At 63.4% G+C, this 21,404-nt stretch carries 19 protein-coding genes; 8 read left to right on the top strand and 11 right to left on the bottom strand.

Features of this window, described 5'->3' with window-relative positions; all coding sequences use genetic code 11:
* The first annotated feature begins 27 nt into the window (after positions 1–27).
* The 6 genes from BLS08_RS03805 to BLS08_RS03780 are packed head-to-tail and all read left to right on the top strand — an operon-like array spanning position 28 to position 4,398.
* A complete protein-coding gene (locus tag BLS08_RS03805) occupies positions 28–432 on the top strand; it encodes a beta-hydroxyacyl-ACP dehydratase (protein WP_017678565.1) in 405 nt (134 codons plus the stop codon).
* Complete coding sequence (locus tag BLS08_RS03800; RefSeq protein WP_017678564.1) at positions 425–1,309, top strand: ABC transporter ATP-binding protein; 885 nt, start codon at positions 425–427, stop codon at positions 1,307–1,309. The genes BLS08_RS03805 and BLS08_RS03800 overlap by 8 nt, the downstream gene beginning before the upstream one ends.
* Entirely contained in the window at positions 1,306–2,496 is a 1,191-nt protein-coding gene (locus BLS08_RS03795; protein ID WP_017678563.1) for an ABC transporter permease, read from the top strand. Before BLS08_RS03800 ends, BLS08_RS03795 begins: the two co-directional genes overlap by 4 nt.
* Positions 2,478–2,744, top strand: coding sequence for an acyl carrier protein (locus tag BLS08_RS03790; RefSeq protein ID WP_026088730.1), 267 nt, complete (start codon positions 2,478–2,480; stop codon positions 2,742–2,744). The genes BLS08_RS03795 and BLS08_RS03790 overlap by 19 nt, the downstream gene beginning before the upstream one ends.
* Positions 2,741–3,850: a beta-ketoacyl synthase N-terminal-like domain-containing protein gene (locus tag BLS08_RS03785; RefSeq protein ID WP_017678561.1), complete on the top strand. Its 1,110-nt coding sequence runs from the start codon at positions 2,741–2,743 to the stop codon at positions 3,848–3,850. Before BLS08_RS03790 ends, BLS08_RS03785 begins: the two co-directional genes overlap by 4 nt.
* A complete protein-coding gene (locus BLS08_RS03780; protein WP_017678560.1) occupies positions 3,847–4,398 on the top strand; it encodes a hypothetical protein in 552 nt (183 codons plus the stop codon). Before BLS08_RS03785 ends, BLS08_RS03780 begins: the two co-directional genes overlap by 4 nt.
* A 101-nt stretch (positions 4,399–4,499) precedes the next feature.
* On the opposite strand, the gene BLS08_RS03775 is transcribed toward BLS08_RS03780, so the two are convergent.
* From BLS08_RS03775 to BLS08_RS03760, 4 genes are read right to left on the bottom strand one after another with little or no spacing between them, the layout of a single operon-like run.
* Positions 4,500–5,501, bottom strand: a complete 1,002-nt coding sequence (locus BLS08_RS03775) for a BtrH-related acyltransferase DarH (protein ID WP_017678559.1) — start codon at positions 5,499–5,501, stop codon at positions 4,500–4,502.
* Entirely contained in the window at positions 5,498–5,905 is a 408-nt protein-coding gene (locus BLS08_RS03770) for a DarG family dialkylresorcinol biosynthesis protein (RefSeq protein WP_017678558.1), read from the bottom strand. Before BLS08_RS03770 ends, BLS08_RS03775 begins: the two co-directional genes overlap by 4 nt.
* Positions 5,895–7,052 carry a beta-ketoacyl-ACP synthase III gene (locus BLS08_RS03765; protein ID WP_017678557.1) on the bottom strand — a complete coding sequence of 386 codons (1,158 nt, stop codon included), beginning with the start codon at positions 7,050–7,052 and terminating at the stop codon, positions 5,895–5,897. Before BLS08_RS03765 ends, BLS08_RS03770 begins: the two co-directional genes overlap by 11 nt.
* A 19-nt stretch (positions 7,053–7,071) precedes the next feature.
* Entirely contained in the window at positions 7,072–7,989 is a 918-nt protein-coding gene (locus tag BLS08_RS03760) for a hypothetical protein (RefSeq protein ID WP_026088729.1), read from the bottom strand.
* Positions 7,990–8,126: 137 nt separating this feature from the next.
* Between BLS08_RS03760 and BLS08_RS03755 the strand changes: the two genes are divergently transcribed.
* The gene (locus BLS08_RS03755; RefSeq protein WP_017678555.1) at positions 8,127–8,504 is read left to right on the top strand and encodes a DUF2141 domain-containing protein; all 378 of its coding nucleotides are present in this window, start codon (positions 8,127–8,129) and stop codon (positions 8,502–8,504) included.
* Positions 8,505–8,545: 41 nt separating this feature from the next.
* Here the strand turns inward: BLS08_RS03755 and hemE are convergent, their stop codons facing one another.
* The 5 genes from hemE to BLS08_RS03730 all read right to left on the bottom strand — a co-directional run bounded on the left by hemE (position 8,546) and on the right by BLS08_RS03730 (position 13,266).
* Positions 8,546–9,613: a uroporphyrinogen decarboxylase gene (gene hemE, locus BLS08_RS03750; RefSeq protein ID WP_017678554.1), complete on the bottom strand. Its 1,068-nt coding sequence runs from the start codon at positions 9,611–9,613 to the stop codon at positions 8,546–8,548.
* 103 nt (positions 9,614–9,716) lie between these two features.
* Positions 9,717–10,157 carry a cyanase gene (gene cynS / locus BLS08_RS03745; RefSeq protein ID WP_017678553.1) on the bottom strand — a complete coding sequence of 147 codons (441 nt, stop codon included), beginning with the start codon at positions 10,155–10,157 and terminating at the stop codon, positions 9,717–9,719.
* Positions 10,150–11,058 (bottom strand): ABC transporter ATP-binding protein, encoded by a 909-nt coding sequence (locus tag BLS08_RS03740; RefSeq protein ID WP_017678552.1) that lies wholly within the window; start codon positions 11,056–11,058, stop codon positions 10,150–10,152. Before BLS08_RS03740 ends, cynS begins: the two co-directional genes overlap by 8 nt.
* 4 nt (positions 11,059–11,062) lie before the next feature.
* Entirely contained in the window at positions 11,063–11,899 is an 837-nt protein-coding gene (gene ntrB / locus BLS08_RS03735) for a nitrate ABC transporter permease (protein ID WP_017678551.1), read from the bottom strand.
* Positions 11,899–13,266, bottom strand: coding sequence for a CmpA/NrtA family ABC transporter substrate-binding protein (locus tag BLS08_RS03730; protein ID WP_017678550.1), 1,368 nt, complete (start codon positions 13,264–13,266; stop codon positions 11,899–11,901). Before BLS08_RS03730 ends, ntrB begins: the two co-directional genes overlap by 1 nt.
* A gap of 268 nt (positions 13,267–13,534) precedes the next feature.
* On the opposite strand from BLS08_RS03730, the gene BLS08_RS03725 reads away from it, so the two are divergent.
* Complete coding sequence (locus tag BLS08_RS03725; RefSeq protein WP_017678549.1) at positions 13,535–15,466, top strand: sigma 54-interacting transcriptional regulator; 1,932 nt, start codon at positions 13,535–13,537, stop codon at positions 15,464–15,466.
* Here BLS08_RS03725 and BLS08_RS03720 read toward each other — a convergent pair.
* Entirely contained in the window at positions 15,451–16,869 is a 1,419-nt protein-coding gene (locus tag BLS08_RS03720; protein ID WP_017678548.1) for an FAD-dependent oxidoreductase, read from the bottom strand. The genes BLS08_RS03725 and BLS08_RS03720 overlap by 16 nt on opposite strands.
* A 34-nt stretch (positions 16,870–16,903) precedes the next feature.
* Positions 16,904–21,352 carry a glutamate synthase large subunit gene (gene gltB, locus BLS08_RS03715; protein ID WP_017678547.1) on the bottom strand — a complete coding sequence of 1,483 codons (4,449 nt, stop codon included), beginning with the start codon at positions 21,350–21,352 and terminating at the stop codon, positions 16,904–16,906.
* Positions 21,353–21,404 lie beyond the last annotated feature (52 nt).

Below are 21,404 nucleotides of genomic sequence, written 5' to 3'. Positions count from 1 at the left end.
GTCGCCCGTATGCACCGACCGACCGCCATGGATCGTACCCAACTGCACACACTGCTGCCGCACCAGGGCGACGCTCTCTGGCTGGATGCATTGGTCGATCATGACAGCCTCAATATCCGCGGACTCAGCGCCTGGCATCATCTCGACAAGCTTGGCGAAAATGCCTCGCCTTGCCTGCTGTTCGAGGCCGCAGCCCAACTTTGCGCCGCACATGGTGCCCTATACGGCGAAGCGGATGCCATTGAAATGGCCCTGGTCGGCAAACTTTCCCAGCTCAATCTGCACCCGGTCACACGCTGTGCAGAGCCGCTGCTGGTCAGCGCCCAACAGGAGGCGTTGAGCCCCGCCGGCGCACTCTACGCCTTTGCCATACAGGCTGGCAGCCAAATGCTGCTGGACGGCAAACTGCTGCTGGTACTCGTCCGTGCTTGAGTTACGTGACGTCAGTTTTCGCTACCCAGGTGCAGACGCTTCGGCTCTGCAAGGCATCGATCTGCAGCTAGAAGAAGGCCAGTGCCTGGGCCTGCTCGGCAGCAATGGCGCAGGCAAGACCACACTGCTCGCGCTGCTTAGCGATACCCTCACCCTGCAGCAGGGCGCTATTCGTTGGGATGGCCCGCGTAGTCTGGGCCTGGTGCCGCAGCAACTGGCGTTCTACGCCGAGCTCACGGTCGCCGAAAACCTCGCGCTGTTCGCCGATCTGTACCGCCTGCACGGCGCCCAGCGCCGCCAACGCCTGGAGCTGTGCATCGCCAGCTGCGCCCTCGAAGACAAGCTGTCGCGCCGCGCCGCACGCCTGTCCGGTGGCGAGCAACGTCGTCTGAATTTCGCCATCGGCCTTTTGCAGCCGGCGCGCCTGTATCTGTTCGATGAAGCCACAGTCGGCGTCGATGCCGGCAGCCGGCAACTGCTGCTCGATGCCGTAGAGCGACTCGCTGCGCAAGGCCATGGGGTGATCTACACCAGCCACTATCTGGACGAGGTCGAGCGCGTGGCTGGGCGCATCCTGCTGCTGCATGAAGGCAAGGTACGTCTCGATGTCGACAAGCAGCAGTTGCTCGATGGCGGCCACGGCCTGTTGCTGGAATGGCCGGAGCAGGTTCCCGCCGGTTTTCAGCAACTGCTCGACCAGCTGCAACTGAGCGCCGAGACGCTGCCCGACGGCCTGCGCATCGGCAATCTGGACAGCCAGCAATTGCTGGCGATCACCCAGTTCCTTGCCACACAGCCGAGCCCACCGAGCCTGCTGCGCTTTGGCCGGCCCTCGTTGGAGCAGCTCTATCTGAGCCTCAACGGAGGCCGCCTGTGACCCCGTTGCTGGCGCTGGTGCGCAAGGAATGCCTGCTGCTGCTACGCGACCCGCATGCGCTGGCGGTGCTGTTCATCATGCCGATCCTGTTTCTCGTGCTGATGGCCGCCGCGCTGTCCAACTACCTGAGCGACCAGCCGCCGCCCCTCGACCTTGTGCTCGCGGCTCCGCAGCACAGCGAGGCCAGTGCGTTCTTCCAACAGGCCTTGCAGGAGCAACTGCCAGGCAGCCGGGTGCTCGTCAGCAGCGACGAAGCTCTACCGCACATCATCCTTGCCGATGACTTTAGCGAGACGCTGCTGGACACGCCGCACACAGGCCCCGCACTGACCTATCCCGCGCGCGTCGACAGTCAGACCCGTCAGCGCCTGCGCGCCGCGGTCAACATCGCCCTGGCCCAGACCCGCCTGCTCGCCTACCTGGAAGACAGCGACGCACTGCCGCAGGACATGGACGCAGAGCAGCGCCTGCAACTCATCCGCCAGCGTACCCAAAGCCAGCTCAGCGAGCTGCAGGTGCTGGCCAGCGGCGAGCTCAGCGGCAAGGCCAACGCCAGCCAGTTGAGCGTGCCAGCCTGGCTGATCTTCGGCATGTTCTTCGTCGCCCTGCCGATGGCCGGCGGCTTCCAGCGCGAACAGCAGAGCGGCGCGCTGCTGCGCTTCCGCGCGCTGGGCCTGAGCCCTGCCACCCTGGTGCTGAGCAAACTGCTGCCCTACCTGGTGATCAACCTGTTGCAGTTCGCCCTGCTGCTGGCCATCGGCGTATACGTGCTACCGCTGCTCGGGCTGAGCGGCCTGAGCCTTCCCGGTTCGCCACTGCCATACGTGCTACTGGCCCTGAGCCTGAGTCTGGCCGCCTGCAGCCTGGGCCTGTTGCTGGCCGCCCTGGCGCGTAGCAGCGAACAGGCGTTGCTGCTTGGTGGTGGCCTCAATATCATCCTCGCCGCAATCGGCGGCATCATGGTGCCCAAGAGCGTGATGCCCGAGGCCATGAGCCAACTGGCAGAAATCTCGCCGATGAGCTGGGCGCTGGACGCCTTCCTGACCCTGCTGGTGGGCCAGGGAACGCTCGCCGACATCGCCCCTGACTGTGCCCGTCTTCTGCTGTTCGCCATCCTGCTGGGCGGCGCCGGGCTTTACCTGTTCCGCAAACGAGTGCAGCAAACGCAATGGACCACACACTACTAGAACAAGAACTCAAGCAATTGCTGATCCGTGAGTGCGACAAGGAAGACGACATCGACTGGCAGAGCATCGCCGATGACGAGCCGCTGTTCGGTCAGCAGAGCCGCATCGCCATGGACAGCCTCGATGCTCTGCAGGTGTCCCTGGCCCTGCAGCAGCACTATGGCGTTCGCATCGAGGGCGCCAAGGATGGACGGCGTATTCTCAACAGCATCGCCAGCATTGCGGCCTTTATCAGGCAGCAGCCGTGACACCCATCTACCTCCAGCGCGGCGCCCTGCACAGTGCGCTGGGTGTCGAGCTGCGCAGTGCTGGCAATGCGCTGCGGCAAGGCTCACGTGCGCTTCCCAGCTCGTTCCTGTTGCACGAATTGCAGCAACCGCGCGCCTATCTGAGCGTCGCCGACAGCGGCGAAAGCCGCGACCAGCGTTTTGATCGCCTGATCGGCGAGACACTGGGTGAACAGCCGCAAGACCTGAGCGACTGCCTACTGATCGTCGCCAGCACCAGCCTCGACATCAATGACCTGGAAACGCTGGTGGCAAGCGAAGGCGGCTTTCGTTCGGAGCATTCGACGACACTCGACCTGCTGGCCCGCACGCTACAGCAACGCTGGGGCTTCGCTGACGCCTTCACCCTCAACACTGCCTGCACCAGCGCCGCCAACGGCCTGCTGTATGGCGCACGGATGCTCGCCGCCGGCCTCTACGAACGTGTACTGGTACTGGCCTTCGAGACACCCAGTGCCATCGCCCAGCAAGGATTCGGCGCACTCGACCTGACCAGCCCGAGCGGCGCCTACCGGCCCTTCCACCCTGAGCGCGACGGTCTGATTCTTGGCGAAGCCTATGCCGCCACGCTGCTGGCACGGGAGCCCGGCGAGGCGCCGCTGGCGAAGCTGCTCGGCGGCTTCAGCGCCTGCGACACCAGCAACCTGACCACCACCTGCGAGGACGGCAGCCATATCGACTGGGTGATGCGTGAGGCCCTGCGCAGTGCCGGTGTCGACTCCGGGCAGATCGGCCTGGTGAAGCTGCACGGCACGGCCACAGGTGCCAATGACCGTGCAGAGAGTAATGGCGTGCGCCTGCTGTTCGGCGACGCGCTGCCGCCGCTGTGCGTACTCAAACCCTGGCTCGGCCATACCCTGGGCGCCTGCGGCCTCAGCGAAACTTTGCTGCTCGTGGAAAACCTCGCCAGCCTGCCAGGTGTGGACTACGCCGCCGAAGCCCTGCTGCCACTGAATGGCGCACCACTGACCATCGAGCCAGACAGCCTGCTGCTGGCCAACTTTTTCGGCTTCGGCGGCAACAATGCCAGCCTGGTACTGCAGCGCTGCACGGGAGAACAGGTATGAAACCGGTCATCGCCGCTTGCAGCGTTCGCGGAGATGCAAGCTGCTCCGACAAGGATCTCAAGACCGCTCTGGGCCAGTGGCTGGCTGCCCCGCCACGGCGCATCGACCGCCTGATCCTGCAGGCCCTGCTCTGCACGGCGCCATTGAAAGCCCAGGTACATAGCCGCTGCGGCCTGTACCTGGCGTCGCAGCATCCGGCCCGCGCCACCATGGGCGCCTTGCTCGATGCTGTTTGTGTGCATCAGCGCCAACCCAAGCCCTTCGAGTTCGTCAACAGCGTGAGTAACGCTGCCGGCTTCCACGTCGCCTCACAACTCGGGTTGGAAGGTCCAAATCTTTTCATCGGCGCAGGTCCAAACGTCTGGAAGCAACTCCAGGCGCTGGCCGCCCTGGATCTCGGCGACGGCCTGGTCGATCAGGCGCTGCTGGTGGTGATCGAGGAGAACGGGGACTTTCAGGCACAGGCGGTGTTGGTCGAAGCGCCCACGAAAGCACAGGACTTTGCCGGGCTGACGGCAGGCATCGAAGTCCTGCATCTGCAGCTCTAGCCTGACTTATCGATGGCATTGGTGGGCTGAAGCCCACCCTACGGGGGCTGCAGATGCGGTTCGGTAACTGTAGGGTGGGCTTCAGCCCACCGCGGCCAGCCTCAACCCTTGCGCTTGGCCCAAGCGCCCAACTCTCTCATCAATGCCCGCTCCTGATCGGCAATCGTGCGCAGGCTGTCGGCAATCGGCCTGAAGTCCGGTGCCTCGCCCTTGCTGCGGCTGGCACGCACGCAGGCCGAGGCGAACTGGCGCCAGTCGTCGCCCACCGAGGTGAGCCGCACCGAAGCCTCCTGCAGGCTGGCGTCACCGATCTTCTCGCCGGCCTCCTGCAAAAAGCTGGCGTACATGAAGCGAAAGCCCGCACCGCCGGTGCCGATCTCTTCCTGCATGCGCACGATATGGGTCAGGTACAGGCGGTTGTACTTGGCCTGAGCAGGGTCGAGCGCCTCAACGCATTTGGCCAGGTGCTGGATGCCACGAATACCGATCCATGGCAGCGGCATACCGTCGAGGATGCGCGAGGTGGACAGCACGCTCTGGCGGATCAGGCGCTCCCAATCCTGCTCCGACGACACATCGTCGAGGTAGTACATCAGGCCCTTGGCCGCCAGCGCGCCCTTGGCGAAGCGTGCTTTCTGCAGGTCGGCGCTGGCGCAACGCACCGGCGCCTCGAACACCGGGTCGCTGAGCAGGTACTCGTCGCCGTCGCGCCCATACGCCAGCAGGTTGTGCGCATTGAAGTGAAAACGCATCTCCGGCGGGAAATACGGCAGCCAGAATACCGAACTTTGCAGACCGGCCAGACGACCGCTGTCGAGCGCCGCATCCAGCGCCACGCGGCCCTGCTCGGGATTGGAGAAGGTGCGACTGGTCAAACGCACGCCGAGGCGCTTGCTCAGGGTCTTGATCAAGTGCCGTGGCGGCATGCGGTAGGCAATCAGCGGCATGCCACCGATCTTGACGATCGGCAGGTAGGCGAAGGCCAGACCCGACGCCAGGCCGAAAGCCATCGGCTCGCTCATCGGCAAACCGGCGTGGGTCAACAGGCTGGCCATGACGCCACTTTCGCAGTGGGCGCTCTGACGGTGCTGGAACGCAGTCATGGCAACTCTCTCTGGTAGCGACGCAACTCGTCGATGGTCAGGCCAAAGGCCTCGGCGTAGCGCGCCAGCACGGAGGTACTCAGGCGGCGATAGATATCTGGACGGAAATGCCGACGCACGCGCCATTGCCACAGACCAGTGATCTGCGCCAGCGCCGGCTCATCCATACGGTAGCGGTACATCAGGCATTTCAGAGGTGATAGCTCGCCGCGCTGCCAGAGCGCCAGGGCCTCGGCCTCCTGCGCCTCCAGCTCGGCGACGGCCAGTTGCGTGGCATAGGATTCAGGCTCCCAGCCAACGCTCTGTGCGCCCTGGTAATGACCGCCCTCATCGACGGCATAAAGCAATTTGCTGTGCCCGCCATAGGCGGAGCCGGGATCCTGCGGAACTTCGTCAAGCTTCATCGCCGACCACCGTCAGGTGCATGAACGCACTGGAAAAGCGCCCGCTTTCGGGCACGTAGCAGAGCAACCTCTGGCCGCTGCGCAGGTGCCCGCCATTGAACAGCTCTTCAAGGATGATGAAAATCGACGCCGCACCGGTGTTGCCCTTGCTGGTCAGGTTGGTGAACCAGCGCTCCATCGGGATCGGCAGGTCGACATTGGCCAGACCCACGGCCAGCGGCTCGCGGAAGAACTCCGAGGAGTAGTGCGGGAGGAACCAGTCGATGTCAGCCACGCGCAGCTCGCGGCGCGGCATGATGCGCCGCAGCGCCTCTTCCACGGTGTACTTGACGATGTTCTCGTTGAGCAGCTTGACGTTCTGCTTGATCGCCATCACCGACTGCTTCGCACGCTGATCGGCGTCGTAGCGGCTCCAGCCGCGCAGGGTGTCGTCCTGCATGTCGGCACCGGCATACATGCAGGGTGGCATCTGGTCGGCGAACGAGAGGATGTCCAGCCAGTCGATGCGCAGGCTAAGACCGCTCTGATTAGGATGATCCTGCAACAGCACGGCGCCAGCGCCATCGGACAGCATCCAGCGCAGGAAGTCCTTCTCGAAGGCGATCTCCGGGTGGCTCTCCAGCTCGTCGACGCGGCTCTCGTACTCGGCGTTGAAGTTGCGCGCCTGCATCAGCGTCGAGGCGACCTCAGAACCACAGGCCACGGCAGTACGGCTCTCGCCACTGGCCACGCTCATCCAGGCGTATTTCAGCGCCGTCATCCCGCACAGGCAGATGCCGGCAGTGGTCGCCACTTCGCAGGAGGGGTTACCCAGTTCACCGTGCACCATCACCGCGTGGCCCGGCATCACCTGATCCGGCGAAGAGGTGCTGGCTACCAGGCAGTCGAGCTGGTTCAGCTCGAAACCCTCGCCCTGCAAGCCGCGTATCGCTTCGGCACTGAGCTGCGCATTGCTCATGCTTGGCTCGCCGGTCGCCGGGTCGATGACGTAGTGACGCTGCACAATGCCGTTGCGACGCAGCACCAGCTTGCGCGCGCGTGACGGCTTGCCGCCGACCATGCCCAGGCGCGCTTCCATCTGCTCGTTGTCCACGGGCTCGTGCGGCAGGCAGGCGCTGATGCGGTTGATGAATACAGGGGTTACCACGGTCTTACCTCAGGTCACATCACTCGCCGGACGGGCCGGCAAAGTAGGCCTTCTCTCGCTGGATACGCGCCTTGAACAGCGGCGCCAGCAATTTTTTCAACAGCGCGGTGATCGGCACCACGGTCAGAATCAGGCAAATCAGAAATACGATATACAACACCAGCCCAGCGCCGCGTCGGCGACTCTGCTGCGGGCCGAGCGCCGACAGCAGGCGGCTCCACAGGGTGAAACTACGGTTGCCGACTTTTTCGCTGGCGATCAATTTCTCATCTACTTTCACAGCCCCCAAGCCGGCGAGCATCGGTGCTTCGATAGGCAGCTCGTCAGCGAGCAGCCGACGCGCCATAGCGTCGCCGAAGCGGCTGGCCGCCGCCAATTCCCGTTCGTCGATACCGGCACGCGGCACCCAGCTATAGGGCTTCTGCCGGCCGGTGAACATCCACAGCGGCGTAGCCAGGAAGCTGGCAGCCGTACCGCAGGCATCGGTCAGCACCACGTTGTCTACCAGCTTCGCGCCAAGCGCCTGTAGGCGCGCCTTGACCTTCTCCTGCGCCATTAGCCACATGTTGCGGCAACCGATCAACGTGACCACCGGCGTATCCTTCAGCAGGCGAGCCGCCTCAGGCGAGGCGAGAAAGCTGGTGCACGGCAGCGAGGGCGAGAGGAACCAGACCTGATAGGCCAGGATCACCAGGTCATAGCGCTTGTCGGCATCCACGGCGAGCGGCAGCAACGGCTGCGGCTTCATCAGCACGGTTTCCGGGAAGATGCGAAAGAACCCGAGAAAGGGCCAGGGAAAGGGGAAAGGTTCGGCCGGCTGCAGCGTCAGGAAATCCACCTGGATGTCGTCGCACTCGCGCAGCGGCGCACAGACCGATTGTGCCAAGCGGTCTAATTGGCCAGTCTGAGAAAAATGGACGACTAAAACATGACGCATTCGCGGCGCATTCCCTGCAAAATGCGCAAATTATGCCACAGAGAATTCTTCAAACCGTAACCCGCCTGTGCCAACTTTGCCTATTGGTTCCGCTACTCGTTTGCCAATCGCTCCGGGCAGGCGATCTGCTGATCGAGGTGGACGGCAAGCAGGATCAGGCAAATCTCTATCTGGCGCTGGTGCCAGCCGACCAACAGGACTGGCAACCCAGCCTGCGCGAACTGCAGGGAACGGAAACGCCACTGCTTATTACCGACCTGCCGCCCGGTCGCTACGCCGTGCAGGTGTTTCAGGACAGCAACGGTAACGGCCAGCTGGATCTCAGCCCGCGTGGCATCCCGTTGGAGCCAGTGGGTTTCTCCGGCAATCCATCGCTATTCGGCGGCAAACCAAAACCCAGTGAAAGCCTGTTCGAGCACAGTGATACGGACAGCGTGATCAGTGTGCGACTGATTCCACCGCGCAAAAAGAAGGAGCGCGTGGCACCCGTGGCACCACGCGCTGGGGATCGCTAGCGGCCAGGCAAACTGGCCTGGCCGCCCGGCCGCGGCTTGGCTTATTGGTGATACTGCGCCGACAACTCATGTACAGCCTCGAAGAAGGCGCCTGCATGAGCCGGGTCGACTTCCGGGGTGATGCCATGGCCAAGGTTGAACACATGGCCGCTACCAGCGCCGTAGGCGGCCAGGATGCGCGCCACCTCGGCACGAATCGCCGCCGGCTTGGCGTACAGCACCGCCGGATCCATGTTGCCCTGCAGGGCAACCTTGTCTCCGACACGGGCGCGGGCGCTGCCGATGTCGCACGTCCAGTCCAGACCCAGCGCTTCGGCGCCGGTGTCGGCCAGGGATTCCAGCCACAGACCACCGCCCTTGGTGAACAGGATCACCGGCACACGACGCCCGTCGTGCTCGCGGATCAGGCCATCGACGATCTTCTTCATGTAGGCCAGGGAGAACTCCTGGTAGGCCGCCGCCGACAACGAGCCACCCCAGGAATCGAAGATCTGTACCGCCTGCGCACCGGCCAGGATCTGCCCGTTCAGATAAGCGGTGACCGACTGCGCCAGCTTGTCGAGCAGCGCGTGCAAGGCTTGCGGGTTGTCGTAGAGCATGGCCTTGGTCTTGCGGAAGTCCTTCGACGAACCGCCTTCGACCATGTAGGTGGCCAGCGTCCACGGGCTGCCGGAGAAGCCGATCAGCGGCACGCGGCCATTGAGTTCACGGCGAATGGTGCGCACGGCGTCCATCACATAGCCCAGATCCTTCTCCGGGTCGGGCACCGACAGCGCCTCGATATCGGCCAGGTTGCTGACCACTTTCTTGAAACGCGGGCCTTCGCCAGTCTCGAAGAACAGGCCCTGGCCCATGGCATCGGGAATGGTGAGGATGTCGGAGAACAGGATCGCCGCATCCAGTTGCGGGTAGCGATCCAGCGGCTGGATGGTGACCTCGCAAGCCAGCTCCGGGTTCTTCATCAGGCTCACGAAGTCGCCGGCCTTGGCCCGGGTCGCGCGGTACTCCGGCAGATAGCGGCCGGCCTGGCGCATCATCCAGATCGGCGTGACATCCACAGGTTGCTTGAGCAGGGCACGCAGGAAACGGTCGTTCTTCAGGGCGGTCATGGCAGAGTCCTAGAAAAAAGTGCGGGCATTTTCGCAGACCCCAAAACAAAAGGCACGGCGGGTGCCGTGCCTTTTGTCCATCGCGACGATATGCCGCGACGATTCACCAGCTGCGATAGGGCAGAAACTTGCCGTTGAGCACGATCTGTACACGGTCACCCTTGGGGTCGGCGACGCGGGAAATGTCCATGCTGAAGTCGATGGCGCTCATGATGCCGTCGCCGAATTCTTCGTGGATCAGCTCCTTGATGGTCTCACCGTAGACGTTGATCATCTCGTAGAAGCGGTAGATCAACGGGTCGGTGGGCACGGCCTTGTCCCAGTGCTTGTGCGGGAAGGCCTGCAGTGCGGTGGAGACCTCCACCGGCAATTCGAGCATCTCGCACAGGGCATCTGCCTGCGCCTTGGGCATGCTGTTCATGCCCAGGCAGGCGGAGGTCGTCCACACCGGCGACATGCCGATGCCCTGGCCAAGTGCGGCCCAGTCCAGGCCAAGGCGCTCTTTGGCGGCGGTGATGGTGATGCGCATCTGTTGCTTATCCATGGTGAAACTCCTTCACAGTGGTCAGAGGTACGACCCTGGCGGCCGCTGCCGGCTCGTCCAGGGCGGGGTTGATTTCGGGCGGGAAGCCTTGCTCGTCGGCCACGGTGCGGCCGCGCAGCTCGTGCGAGCGGTTCACCAGAAAGTCCACGAGGTGGTTACGGATGCGGTAGTACGCCGGGTGATGAATCACTTGGTCGCGCTGCCGTGGCCGTGGCAGGTCGATGCGCACCGACTCGGCGATACGTGCCTGCGGGCCGTTGGTCATCAGCAGGATGCGGTCGGAGAGCAGGATCGCCTCGTCGATGTCATGGGTGATCATGAACACCGTCTGCTTGGTGGCGCTCCAGATCTTGATCAGTTCGTCCTGGATCACCCCGCGGGTCAGGGCATCCAGCGCACCGAAGGGTTCATCGAGCAGCAGCAACTGCGGCTGGGTGGCGAAGGCGCGGGCGATGCTCACGCGCTGGCGCATGCCTCCGGACAGCTGCGCCGGCTTGCGCGCCTCGGAGCCGCCCAGGCCGACCATTTCCAGGTACTTGCGGCTGTGCGCACGGCGCTGCTCCTTCGACCACTGCGGGAAACGCGCACGCACGCCGAACTCCACGTTCTCCAGCGCGCTGAGCCAGGGCAGCAGGCTGTAGTTCTGGAACACCACGCCGCGTTCGAGGCTGGGCCCGGCGACTTCCTTGCCGGCCATTTCCAGCGTGCCTTCGCTGAAACTGTCGAGTCCGGCCAGGGCATTGAGAATGGTCGACTTGCCGCAGCCGGAGTGACCGATGATGCAGACGAACTCGCCCTGATCAAGACCGAAGCTGACGTCTTCGAAGACCGTCAGCGGCTCGCTGCCGGGTTGCGGGAAGCGTTTGGCCAGGCGTCGGGCATCGAGAAAATAACGGGACATGACATCACTCCTGGTAGCTGACGAGACGGGCGACGCTGCCCAGCAGAAGGTCGAGCAGCATGCCGACCACGCCGATCATCAGAATCGAGAAGATCACGCTGGCCAGATTGAGGTTGTTCCACTCGTTCCACACGTAGTAGCCAATACCGGTGCCACCGACGAGCATCTCGGCGGCGACGATCACCAGCCAGGCGATGCCCACCGAAATACGCATACCGGTAAGGATGGTCGGCATGGCGGCGGGCAGGATCACGCTGAACGCCGTGCGCAGCGGGCTCAGCTCATGGGTGCGGGCGACATTGATCCAGTCGCGACGCACGCCCGCCACCCCGAAGGCGGTGTTGAGCAGCATCGGCCACACCGAGCAGATGAAGATCACGAAGATCGCCGAGGTCTGCGAATCCTTGATCACGAACAGCGCCAGCGGCATCCAGGCCAGCGGCGAGATCGGTCGCAGGATCTGGATGAAGGGATTGAGCGCGCGGTACATCAGCGGCGACATGCCGATGACGAAACCGACCGGGATCGCCACCAGCGCCGCCAGCAGATAACCGGTCAGTACCCGGTACAACGAATGTGCGAGCTGGATGCCGATGCCCTTGTCGTTGGGCCCGTTGTCATAGAACGGCTGGCTAAGCTCGGCATAGGCATGCGCCAACACCACCGAAGGCGGCGGCACGCGGGCCTCCTGCTCGGCCTCGCCCATGAGCAGGGCGTATTCGTCATCGGCACTGACTGCCGCGCTGGCGGGCACTCGGCAGAGCACCTCCCAGATGGCGAGTAGCAGCACCAACAGCAGCGCGGAGAGGATCGCCGCGCGCAGGGAAATGGACGCTTTCATCACGACCTCCGCATGGCGAAGCTGGCCAGGTAACCGTCCGGATCGGCCGGATCGAAGGGTTTGCCCATCACGCTGAACGACTTGTAGGCATCCGCCGGTACCGGCAGACCGAGCTCTTTCATCACCTTGCCGGCGTCAGCCGCGAGGAACACCCGCTCGGCAATATTGCGGTAGTCGACATCCCCCTGCAGATAGCCCCAGCGCTTCATCTGGGTGAGGATCCACACCGCCATCGACTGCCAGGGGAACGGATCGAAGTCGATGCGCTGCGGCTCGTCATGAATGTTGCCCAGGCCATCGGCATAACGCCCGCTGAGCACCTGCTGCACCACCGGCACCGGCTGGTTGAGGTAGTTGCGAGTGGAGATCGCCTCGGCCACCGCCTTGCGGTTCTCGGCCTTGGAGGAATACTGCGTGGCATCGATCAGCGCATGCAGCAGCGCGCCATAGGTGTTGGGATTCTCGCTGGCGAAGCGCTGGCTGCAGGCGAAGGCGCAGCACGGATGGCCCGGCCACAGCTCCTTGGTCAGCAGGTGGATGAAACCGACCTTCTCCCACACCGCGCGCTGGTTGAACGGGTCCGGCGAGAGGAAGCCATCGAGGTTGCCGGCACGCAGGTTGGCGACCATCTCCGGTGGCGGCACCACGCGAATCTGGATGTCGCGATCCGGGTCCAGGCCATGCTCGGCGACGTAGTAGCGCAGCAGGAAGTTGTGCATCGAGTATTCGAACGGCACACCGAAGCGCATGCCCTTCCACAGTTTCGGATCGCGCTTGTCCTGGTGCTGCATGCCGAGCACGATGGCCTGGCCGTTGACGTTTTCCAGCGCCGGCATGACGAAGGGCGTCTGCGTCGAACCCAGCCCCAGGCTGATGGCCAGCGGCATCGGCGAAAGCATGTGCGAGGCGTCGTATTCGCCGGCCAGCGACTTGTCACGCGCCACCGCCCAGCCAGCGGTCTTCACCGTTTCGACCTCCAGCCCGTACTTGGCGTAGAAGCCCATCGGCTCGGCCATGATGATCGGCGTGGCGCAGGTGATGGGCACGAAGCCGATCTTCAGCTTGGCCTTTTCCAACGGACCAAGGCTGTCCTTGACCGCCGCCTTGACCGCATCCAGCGGGATCATGCTGCCCAGAATCGCCGCCGCGACACCGCCACCGATCATTCCCATGAAACTGCGCCGGGAGAAATCGTTATGGCCGAACACACCACGCACGATGGCGTTCTCCACCGCGCGATCGAGCATGGCCTCGCTGTCATCGGGCAGCGCAGCGGCACTCGGCGTGCAACGCTGGCAAGCACACCCGGCGGCATGGGAAAGCTCGCTGTCGGGGCTGAATGGATCGTCCAGGCTGTTGACGCTCATCGTGATCACTCCTGCGATGGCCTGCCCCAGATTGGTGAGGCGGGCGCTGACTGGGCTGGGCCATTGCTGGCCGGTTCATGTCAGCTATTGCAGGAGCTATACCAGTTCAAAAACATATATAAGCAATTGAAAAATATAGATTTTTAATAAAATCAATAAATACGAAATATCGTTATTCGCGAGAATTCGTCAGATTAAAAAACGATATCTCGTCAACTGGCACGCCCTTTGGATAACGACCTGAAAGGCCAATCCCGAGAGCGCCGCGATGCCCGATCCCAATGCCGCCAGTCAGTTGTTGCTGCAACACATGCAGAGCGCCAGCCTGGTCATCGATCCAATCGACGACCGCATCCTGCATGCCAATCCAGCCTGCTGCGCTCTACTCGGCTGGCCGCTGGATGAACTGCTCGCACTGCGCGCCAGCCGTCTCTGGGCGCATGACCTTGGGGCACTGGTCACCTTCACCGAAGAGGTGCAGGTGCGCGGCAATGCCTGGCGTGACGGCCTCGGATTGCTGCATCACGATGGCGAACGCCTGGAGGTGGAAATCGAGGGCAGCCGGCTGACGCGTGACGGCACTACCCTGCTCGGCCTGCTGATCCAACAGCGTCGCCGCCTCGACGCCCTGCGCGGGCTGGCCGAAGCCGAGCGCTATCAACGTCAGGGACTGCTCGAATGGCAGGGCGTGGAACGCATCTTCCGCCAGTTCGAGCGGCAGAATCAGCTGATCCTCGGCGCCGCTGGCGAGGGCATCTACGGGGTCAACCGTAATGGCGAGACCACCTTCGTCAACCCGGCGGCCGAGCGCATTCTCGGCTGGCGCGCCGACGACCTGATCGGCCACAACATTCACGACCTGATTCACCACCACCATCCCGACGGCAGCACCTACGACGGCCATACCTGCCCGATCTACGCCGCCTTCAACGACGGCGAGGTGCATCAGGTGGCCGACGAGGTGTTCTGGAACAAGGACGGCAAACCGATCCCGGTGGATTACACCAGCACGCCGCTGCGTGACGACGGCGAACTGGTCGGCGCCGTGGTGGTGTTTCGTGACATCAGCGAGCGCCTGGAGACCGAGCGCCGGCTGCGCCAGGCACTGAGCGAAGTGCAGCAGCTCAAGCAACGCCTGGAGCTGGAGAATGCCTACCTGCAGGAGGAAATTCGTGGCGAGTACGCCCAGCACGACCTGGTCGGACGCAGCGCTGCCATGCAGCAGGTGATCCGCCAGATCGAACTGGTCGCCCCCACCGGTGCCAACGTGCTGATCACCGGCGAGTCAGGCACCGGCAAGGAACTAATCGCCCGCGCCATTCACGACAACAGCGGACGCAGCCGCCGCCCACTGATCCGGGTGAATTGCGCAGCGGTACCCCGTGAACTGTTCGAGAGCGAGTTCTTCGGCCATATCCGCGGCGCCTTCACCGGCGCGCTGAATGACCGCGTCGGGCGCTTCGAATTGGCCGATGGCGGCACGCTGTTTCTCGACGAGGTAGGGGAAATCCCTCTGGAGCTACAGAGCAAGCTGCTGCGCGTGCTGCAGGAACAGCAACTGGAGCGGGTCGGCGACAACCGTACCCGCCAGGTCGACGTGCGCGTGATCGCCGCCACCAACCGCGACCTGCGCCAGGAAGTACGTGCTGGCCGCTTCCGTGAAGACCTGTACTTTCGCCTCAACGTCTTCCCCATCGAGTCGGCGCCACTGCGCCAGCGCCCGGAAGACATTCCGCCGCTGGCCCAGCACTTTCTCAGCCGCGCCTGTCGCCAGCTCAACCGCCCTGAGCCCAGCCTGCGCCTGGCCGACATCCAACGCCTGCAGGCCTATTCCTGGCCGGGCAACATTCGTGAGCTGGAGAACCTGATCGAGCGCGCGGTGATCATTTCACCCGGCACCCGGCTGCGCCTTGATCTGCCCAACGACAGCGGTAACGACGCGCCGTCACAGCCACAGGTGGAACAGGAAATGCGGATTTTCACTCAGGGCGAGCAACGCCGGCAGATGCGCGAAAACCTGATCGCAGCACTGAAGGCCTGTGCGGGCAGGATATCGGGGAAGGACGGCGCGGCGCGGTTGCTGGAGCTGAAGCCAACGACCCTGCGCTCACGCCTGGAGAGTTTCGCCATCGACCCGCGCGACTACAGACCACATAGGTCGCAGCCGCGCAGGTACGAGACGAGTCAGACGCCGAGGTAGTCGAGGATGCCTTCGGCGGCGTTGCGGCCTTCGAAGATCGCCGTCACCACCAGGTCGGAACCACGCACCATGTCGCCACCGGCGAAGATCTTCGGGTTGCTGGTCTGGTGCTTGAACTGCGACTGCTCGGGCGCCACGACGCGGCCTTGGCTGTCGGTCTGGATTTCGAACTGCTCGAACCAGGGCGCCGGGCTCGGGCGGAAGCCGAAGGCGATCAGCACGGCTTCGGCCGGGATAATCTCCTCGGAACCCGGGATCGGCTCGGGGCTGCGACGGCCACGGGCATCGGGCTCACCGAGACGGGTCTCGACCACCTTGATGCCTTCCACCTTGTCTTCACCGACGATGGCTATGGGCTGGCGGTTGAAGAGGAACTTCACGCCCTCTTCCTTGGCGTTCTTCACTTCCTTGCGCGAGCCCGGCATGTTCTCTTCGTCACGGCGGTAAGCGCAGGTCACGGCCTTGGCGCCCTGACGGATCGAGGTGCGGTTGCAGTCCATCGCGGTGTCGCCACCACCCAGTACCACGACGCGCTTGCCCTTCATGTCGATGAAGTCTTCCGGCGACTTCTCGAAACCCAGGTTGCGATTGACGTTGGCGATGAGGAAGTCCAGCGCGTCGTAGACGCCCGGCAGGTCCTCGCCCGGGAAGCCGCCCTTCATGTAGGTGTAGGTGCCCATGCCCATGAAGACGGCATCGTACTCATCCAGCAGTTGCTGCATGGTCACGTCCTTGCCGATCTCGGTGTTCAGGCGGAACTCGATGCCCATGCCGGTGAAAACTTCACGGCGGCGGCTGAGTACGGTCTTTTCCAGCTTGAACTCGGGGATACCGAAGGTCAGCAGGCCACCGATTTCCGGGTTCTTGTCGAACACCACCGGGGTCACGCCGTTGCGCACCAGCACGTCGGCACAACCCAAGCCGGCCGGGCCGGCACCGATTACCGCGACGCGCTTGCCGGTCGGTTTGACCTTGGACATGTCCGGGCGCCAGCCCATGGCGAAGGCGGTGTCGGTGATGTACTTCTCCACCGAACCGATGGTCACCGCGCCGAAGCCGTCATTGAGGGTGCAGGCACCTTCGCAGAGGCGATCCTGCGGGCACACGCGGCCGCAGACTTCCGGCAGGGTGTTGGTCTGGTGCGAGAGTTCGGCAGCGGCCAGGATGTTGCCTTCCGAGACCAGCTTGAGCCAGTTGGGAATGAAGTTGTGCACCGGGCACTTCCACTCGCAATACGGGTTGCCGCAGCCCAGGCAGCGATGCGCCTGGTCTGCAGCTTGCGCCGGCTTGAAGTTGTCGTAGATCTCGACGAACTCCTTCTTGCGCTGACGCAGCAGTTTCTTCTTCGGGTCTTTGCGCCCGACTTCGATGAACTGGAAGTCGTTATTCAGACGTTCAGTCATTGCATTACCTCATCAAACCACTTCAGGCGCATTCTTATTGCGGGTTGGCACGGGTGCTGGACAGCAGCGACTTCAGACTGGCCGCTTTCGGTTTCACCAGCCAGAACTTGCGCAGGTAATCGTCCAGGTTTTCCAGCAGGTTCTGCCCCCACTCGCTACCGGTTTCCTCGACATACTCGGCGAGAACGCTTTCCAGGTGGCTGCGGTAAGCCTCCATCGCTTCATTGTTGATGCGTTGGATTTCCACCAGCTCGTGGTTGACGCGGTCGTAGAAGCCGTTGTCCATGTCGAGCACGTAGGCGAAGCCGCCGGTCATCCCCGAGCCGAAGTTGTAGCCGGTCTTGCCCAGTACGCAGACGAAACCGCCGGTCATGTACTCGCAGCAGTGGTCGCCAGTGCCTTCCACCACGGCATGGGCGCCGGAGTTACGCACAGCGAAACGCTCACCCGCGGTGCCGGTAGCGAACAGCTTGCCGCCAGTGGCGCCGTACAGGCAGGTGTTGCCGATGATGGCGCTGTCCTCGGTAGCGAACGGGCTGCCGGCAGGCGGGGTGATGACGATCTTGCCAGCGGTCATGCCCTTGCCCACGTAGTCGTTGGCGTCGCCTTCCAGGCGCAGGTGCAGACCACCGGCGTTCCACACGCCAAAGCTCTGCCCGGCAGTGCCCTTGAAGCGGAAGGTGATCGGCGCGTCATTCATGCCCTGGTTGCCATGCACACGGGCGATCTCACCGGAAATGCGCGCACCGATGGAACGGTCGCAGTTGCCGATGTTCAGCTCGAACTCACCACCGGTCTTGCCGGCGATGGCGTCCTTGGCCATGTCCACCATCTTCTCGGCCAGCAGGCCTTCGTCGAACGGCGGGTTCTTAGGCACCTGGCAGAACTGCGGCTTGTCAGCCGGGATATGTGCGCTGGCCAGCAGCGGCGACAGATCCAGATTGCCCTGCTTAGCGGTTTCGCCCGGCAGCACTTCGAGCAGGTCGGTGCGGCCGATCAGCTCTTCCAGGCTGCGCACGCCCAGCTTGGCCAGCCACTCACGGGTTTCCTCGGCGACGTAGGTGAAGAAGTTCATCACCATCTCGACGGTGCCGATGAAGTGATCCTTGCGCAGCTTGTCGTTCTGCGTGGCCACGCCGGTGGCGCAGTTGTTCAGGTGGCAGATGCGCAGGTATTTGCAGCCCAGGGCCACCATCGGCGCGGTGCCGAAGCCGAAGCTCTCGGCGCCGAGGATGGCTGCCTTGATTACGTCGAGACCGGTTTTCAGACCACCGTCGGTCTGTACCCGCACCTTGCCGCGCAGGTCGTTGCCGCGCAGGGTCTGGTGGGTTTCGGCCAGGCCCAGCTCCCACGGCGCACCGGCATAGCGGATGGAGGTCAGCGGCGATGCGCCAGTACCACCGTCGTAACCGGAAATGGTGATCAGATCGGCATAGGCCTTGGCCACACCGGCAGCGATGGTGCCGACACCGGCTTCCGCCACCAGCTTGACCGACACCAGCGCCTTCGGGTTGACCTGTTTGAGGTCATAGATCAGCTGCGCCAGGTCTTCGATCGAGTAGATGTCGTGGTGCGGCGGCGGCGAGATCAGGGTCACGCCCGGCACTGCATAGCGCAGCTTGGCGATCAGGCCGTTGACCTTGCCACCCGGCAACTGGCCGCCCTCACCGGGCTTGGCGCCCTGGGCCACCTTGATCTGCAGCACTTCGGCGTTGACCAGGTATTCCGGGGTCACGCCAAAGCGGCCGGTGGCCACCTGCTTGATCTTCGAGCTTTTGATGGTGCCGTAGCGGGCCGGGTCTTCACCGCCCTCACCAGAGTTGGAACGGCCACCCAGGCGGTTCATCGCCTCGGCCAACGCCTCGTGCGCCTCCGGCGACAGCGCGCCAAGGGAGATGCCTGCAGCGTCGAAGCGCTTGAAGATCGACTGCAGCGGCTCGACTTCGTCCAGGGAAATCGGCGTGGCGGACTCCTTGACCTTGAGCAGGTCGCGGATCATCGACACCGGGCGGGTGTCGACCAGCTTCGAGTATTCCTTGTACTTCTCGTAGTTGCCTTGCTGCACGGCGTCCTGCAGCGTGCGTACCACGTCAGGGTTGTAGGCGTGGTACTCGCCGCCGTAGACGAACTTGAGCAGGCCGCCCTGCTGGATCGACTTGCGGTTGTTCCAGGCCTCGAAGGACAGCAGCTTCTGCTCGCTTTCGATGTCGACGAAACGCGCGCCCTGGATGCGGCTGGCCACGCCACGGAAGCACAGCTCGGTGACTTCATCGGCCAGACCGACGGCCTCGAACAGCTGCGCACCACGGTAGGACGCGACCGTGGAGATACCCATCTTCGACAGGATCTTCAGCAAGCCCTTGGAGATGCCCTTGCGGTAGTACTTGAACACTTCGTACAGATCGCCCAGCACTTCGCCGGTACGGATCAGGTCGCCCAGCACTTCGTAGGCCAGGAACGGATAGACCGCCGAAGCACCAAAGCCCAGCAGCACGGCATAGTGGTGCGGGTCACGCGCGGTGGCAGTTTCCACCAGGATGTTGCAGTCGCAGCGCAGGCCTTTCTCGGTCAGGCGGTGATGCACGGCACCAGTGACCAGCGCGGCATGCGCCGGCAACTTGCCAGGAGCGATGTGACGGTCGGTCAGCACCAAGAGCACCTTGCCGGCACGCACGGCTTCCTCTGCCTGGTCGGCCATGTTGCGCACGGCCGCTTCCAGACCCAGCGACTCGTCGTAGTTCATGTCGATGACATGACGGTCGAAGCCCGGGCGATCCAGGTTCATCAGCGCGCGCCACTTGGCAGGCGAGATCACCGGGCTGCTAAGAATCACGCGGGTAGCGTGCTCCGGCGACTCGCTGAAGATGTTGCGCTCAGCGCCCAGGCAGATTTCCAGGGACATGACGATCGCTTCGCGCAGCGGGTCGATCGGCGGGTTGGTGACCTGCGCGAACTGCTGGCGGAAGTAATCATAAGGCGAACGCACGCGCTGGCTGAGCACGGCCATCGGTGTGTCGTCCCCCATGGAGCCGACCGCTTCCTGGCCCTGTTCGCCGAGCGGACGCAGCACCTGGTCACGCTCCTCGAAGGTGACCTGGAACATCTTCATGTACTGCTTGAGCTGATCCGGGTCGTAGAAGGCCGAACCGTGGTCGCGATCTTCCAGCGTCGCCTTGATGCGCTGAGCATGCTTGCGCAGCCACAGCTTGTAGGGGTGGCGCGACTTCAGGCGGCTGTCGATGGACTCGGTGTCCAGCACCTGGCCGGTTTCGGTGTCGACGGCGAGGATCTGCCCCGGGCCGACACGGCCCTTGGCAATGACGTCCTCAGGCTGGTAGTCCCACACGCCGATTTCCGACGCCAGGGTGATGTAGCCATTCTTGGTGGTGACCCAGCGCGCCGGGCGCAGACCGTTACGGTCGAGCAGGCACACGGCATGGCGACCATCGGTCAGTACCACGCCGGCCGGGCCATCCCAGGGCTCCATGTGCATGGAGTTGTATTCGTAGAACGCGCGCAGGTCGGCGTCCATGGTCTCGACGTTCTGCCAGGCCGGCGGAATGATCATGCGCAGGCCACGGAACAGGTCGATACCGCCAGTGACCATCAGTTCGAGCATGTTATCCATGCTCGAGGAGTCGGAACCGACGCGGTTGACCAGCGGGCCCAGCTCGTCGAGATCGGGAATCTGCTCGTTGGCGAACTTGGTGCGACGGGCCTGCGCCCAGTTGCGGTTGCCAGTGATGGTGTTGATCTCACCGTTGTGCGCGAGATAACGGAAAGGTTGTGCCAGCGGCCACTTCGGCAGGGTGTTGGTGGAGAAGCGCTGGTGGAAGACCGCGATGGCGGTCTGCAGGCGCTCGTCACCCAGGTCCGGGTAGAACTGCTGCAGGTCCGCCGGCATCATCAGACCTTTGTAGATGATGGTCTTGTGCGAGAAGCTGCAGATGTAGTGGTCGCTGTCGTCGGCATTGGCGACAGACGAGCGACGACGGGCGCTGAACAGCTTGATGGCGAATTCCTGGTCGCTCAGACCTTCACCGCCAATGAACACCTGCTCGATCTGCGGCAGGCGCTCCAGCGCAAGCCTGCCCAGCACGCTGGTGTCGATCGGCACCTTGCGCCAGCCCACCAGTTGCAGGCCGGCCGCGAGGATTTCGCGGTTCATGTTCTCGCGCGCGGCTTCGGCCTTGGCCGAATCCTGATTGAAGAACACCATGCCCACAGCATATTGCGCAGGCAGTTCGACGCCGAATTGCTCCTGGGCGATGGCACGCAGGAATTGGTCGGGCTTCTGGATCAGAAGACCACAGCCATCACCGGTCTTGCCGTCGGCGTTGATACCGCCGCGGTGAGTCATGCAGGTGAGGGCCTCAATAGCGGTATTGAGCAGGTGATGACTAGGCTCACCTTGCATATGGGCGATCAAGCCGAAGCCGCAGTTATCCTTGAACTCATCAGGACGGTACAAACCTGCTTTCATAGGGGAAACTCTCACCAGGCTGCCTAGACCTCAGGCAAATTACTTTCTAATT

It is taken from the genome of Ectopseudomonas chengduensis (genome assembly GCF_900102635.1).
GTDB lineage: Bacteria > Pseudomonadota > Gammaproteobacteria > Pseudomonadales > Pseudomonadaceae > Aquipseudomonas > Aquipseudomonas chengduensis.
This window is presented reverse-complemented; position numbering and strand designations above follow the sequence as displayed.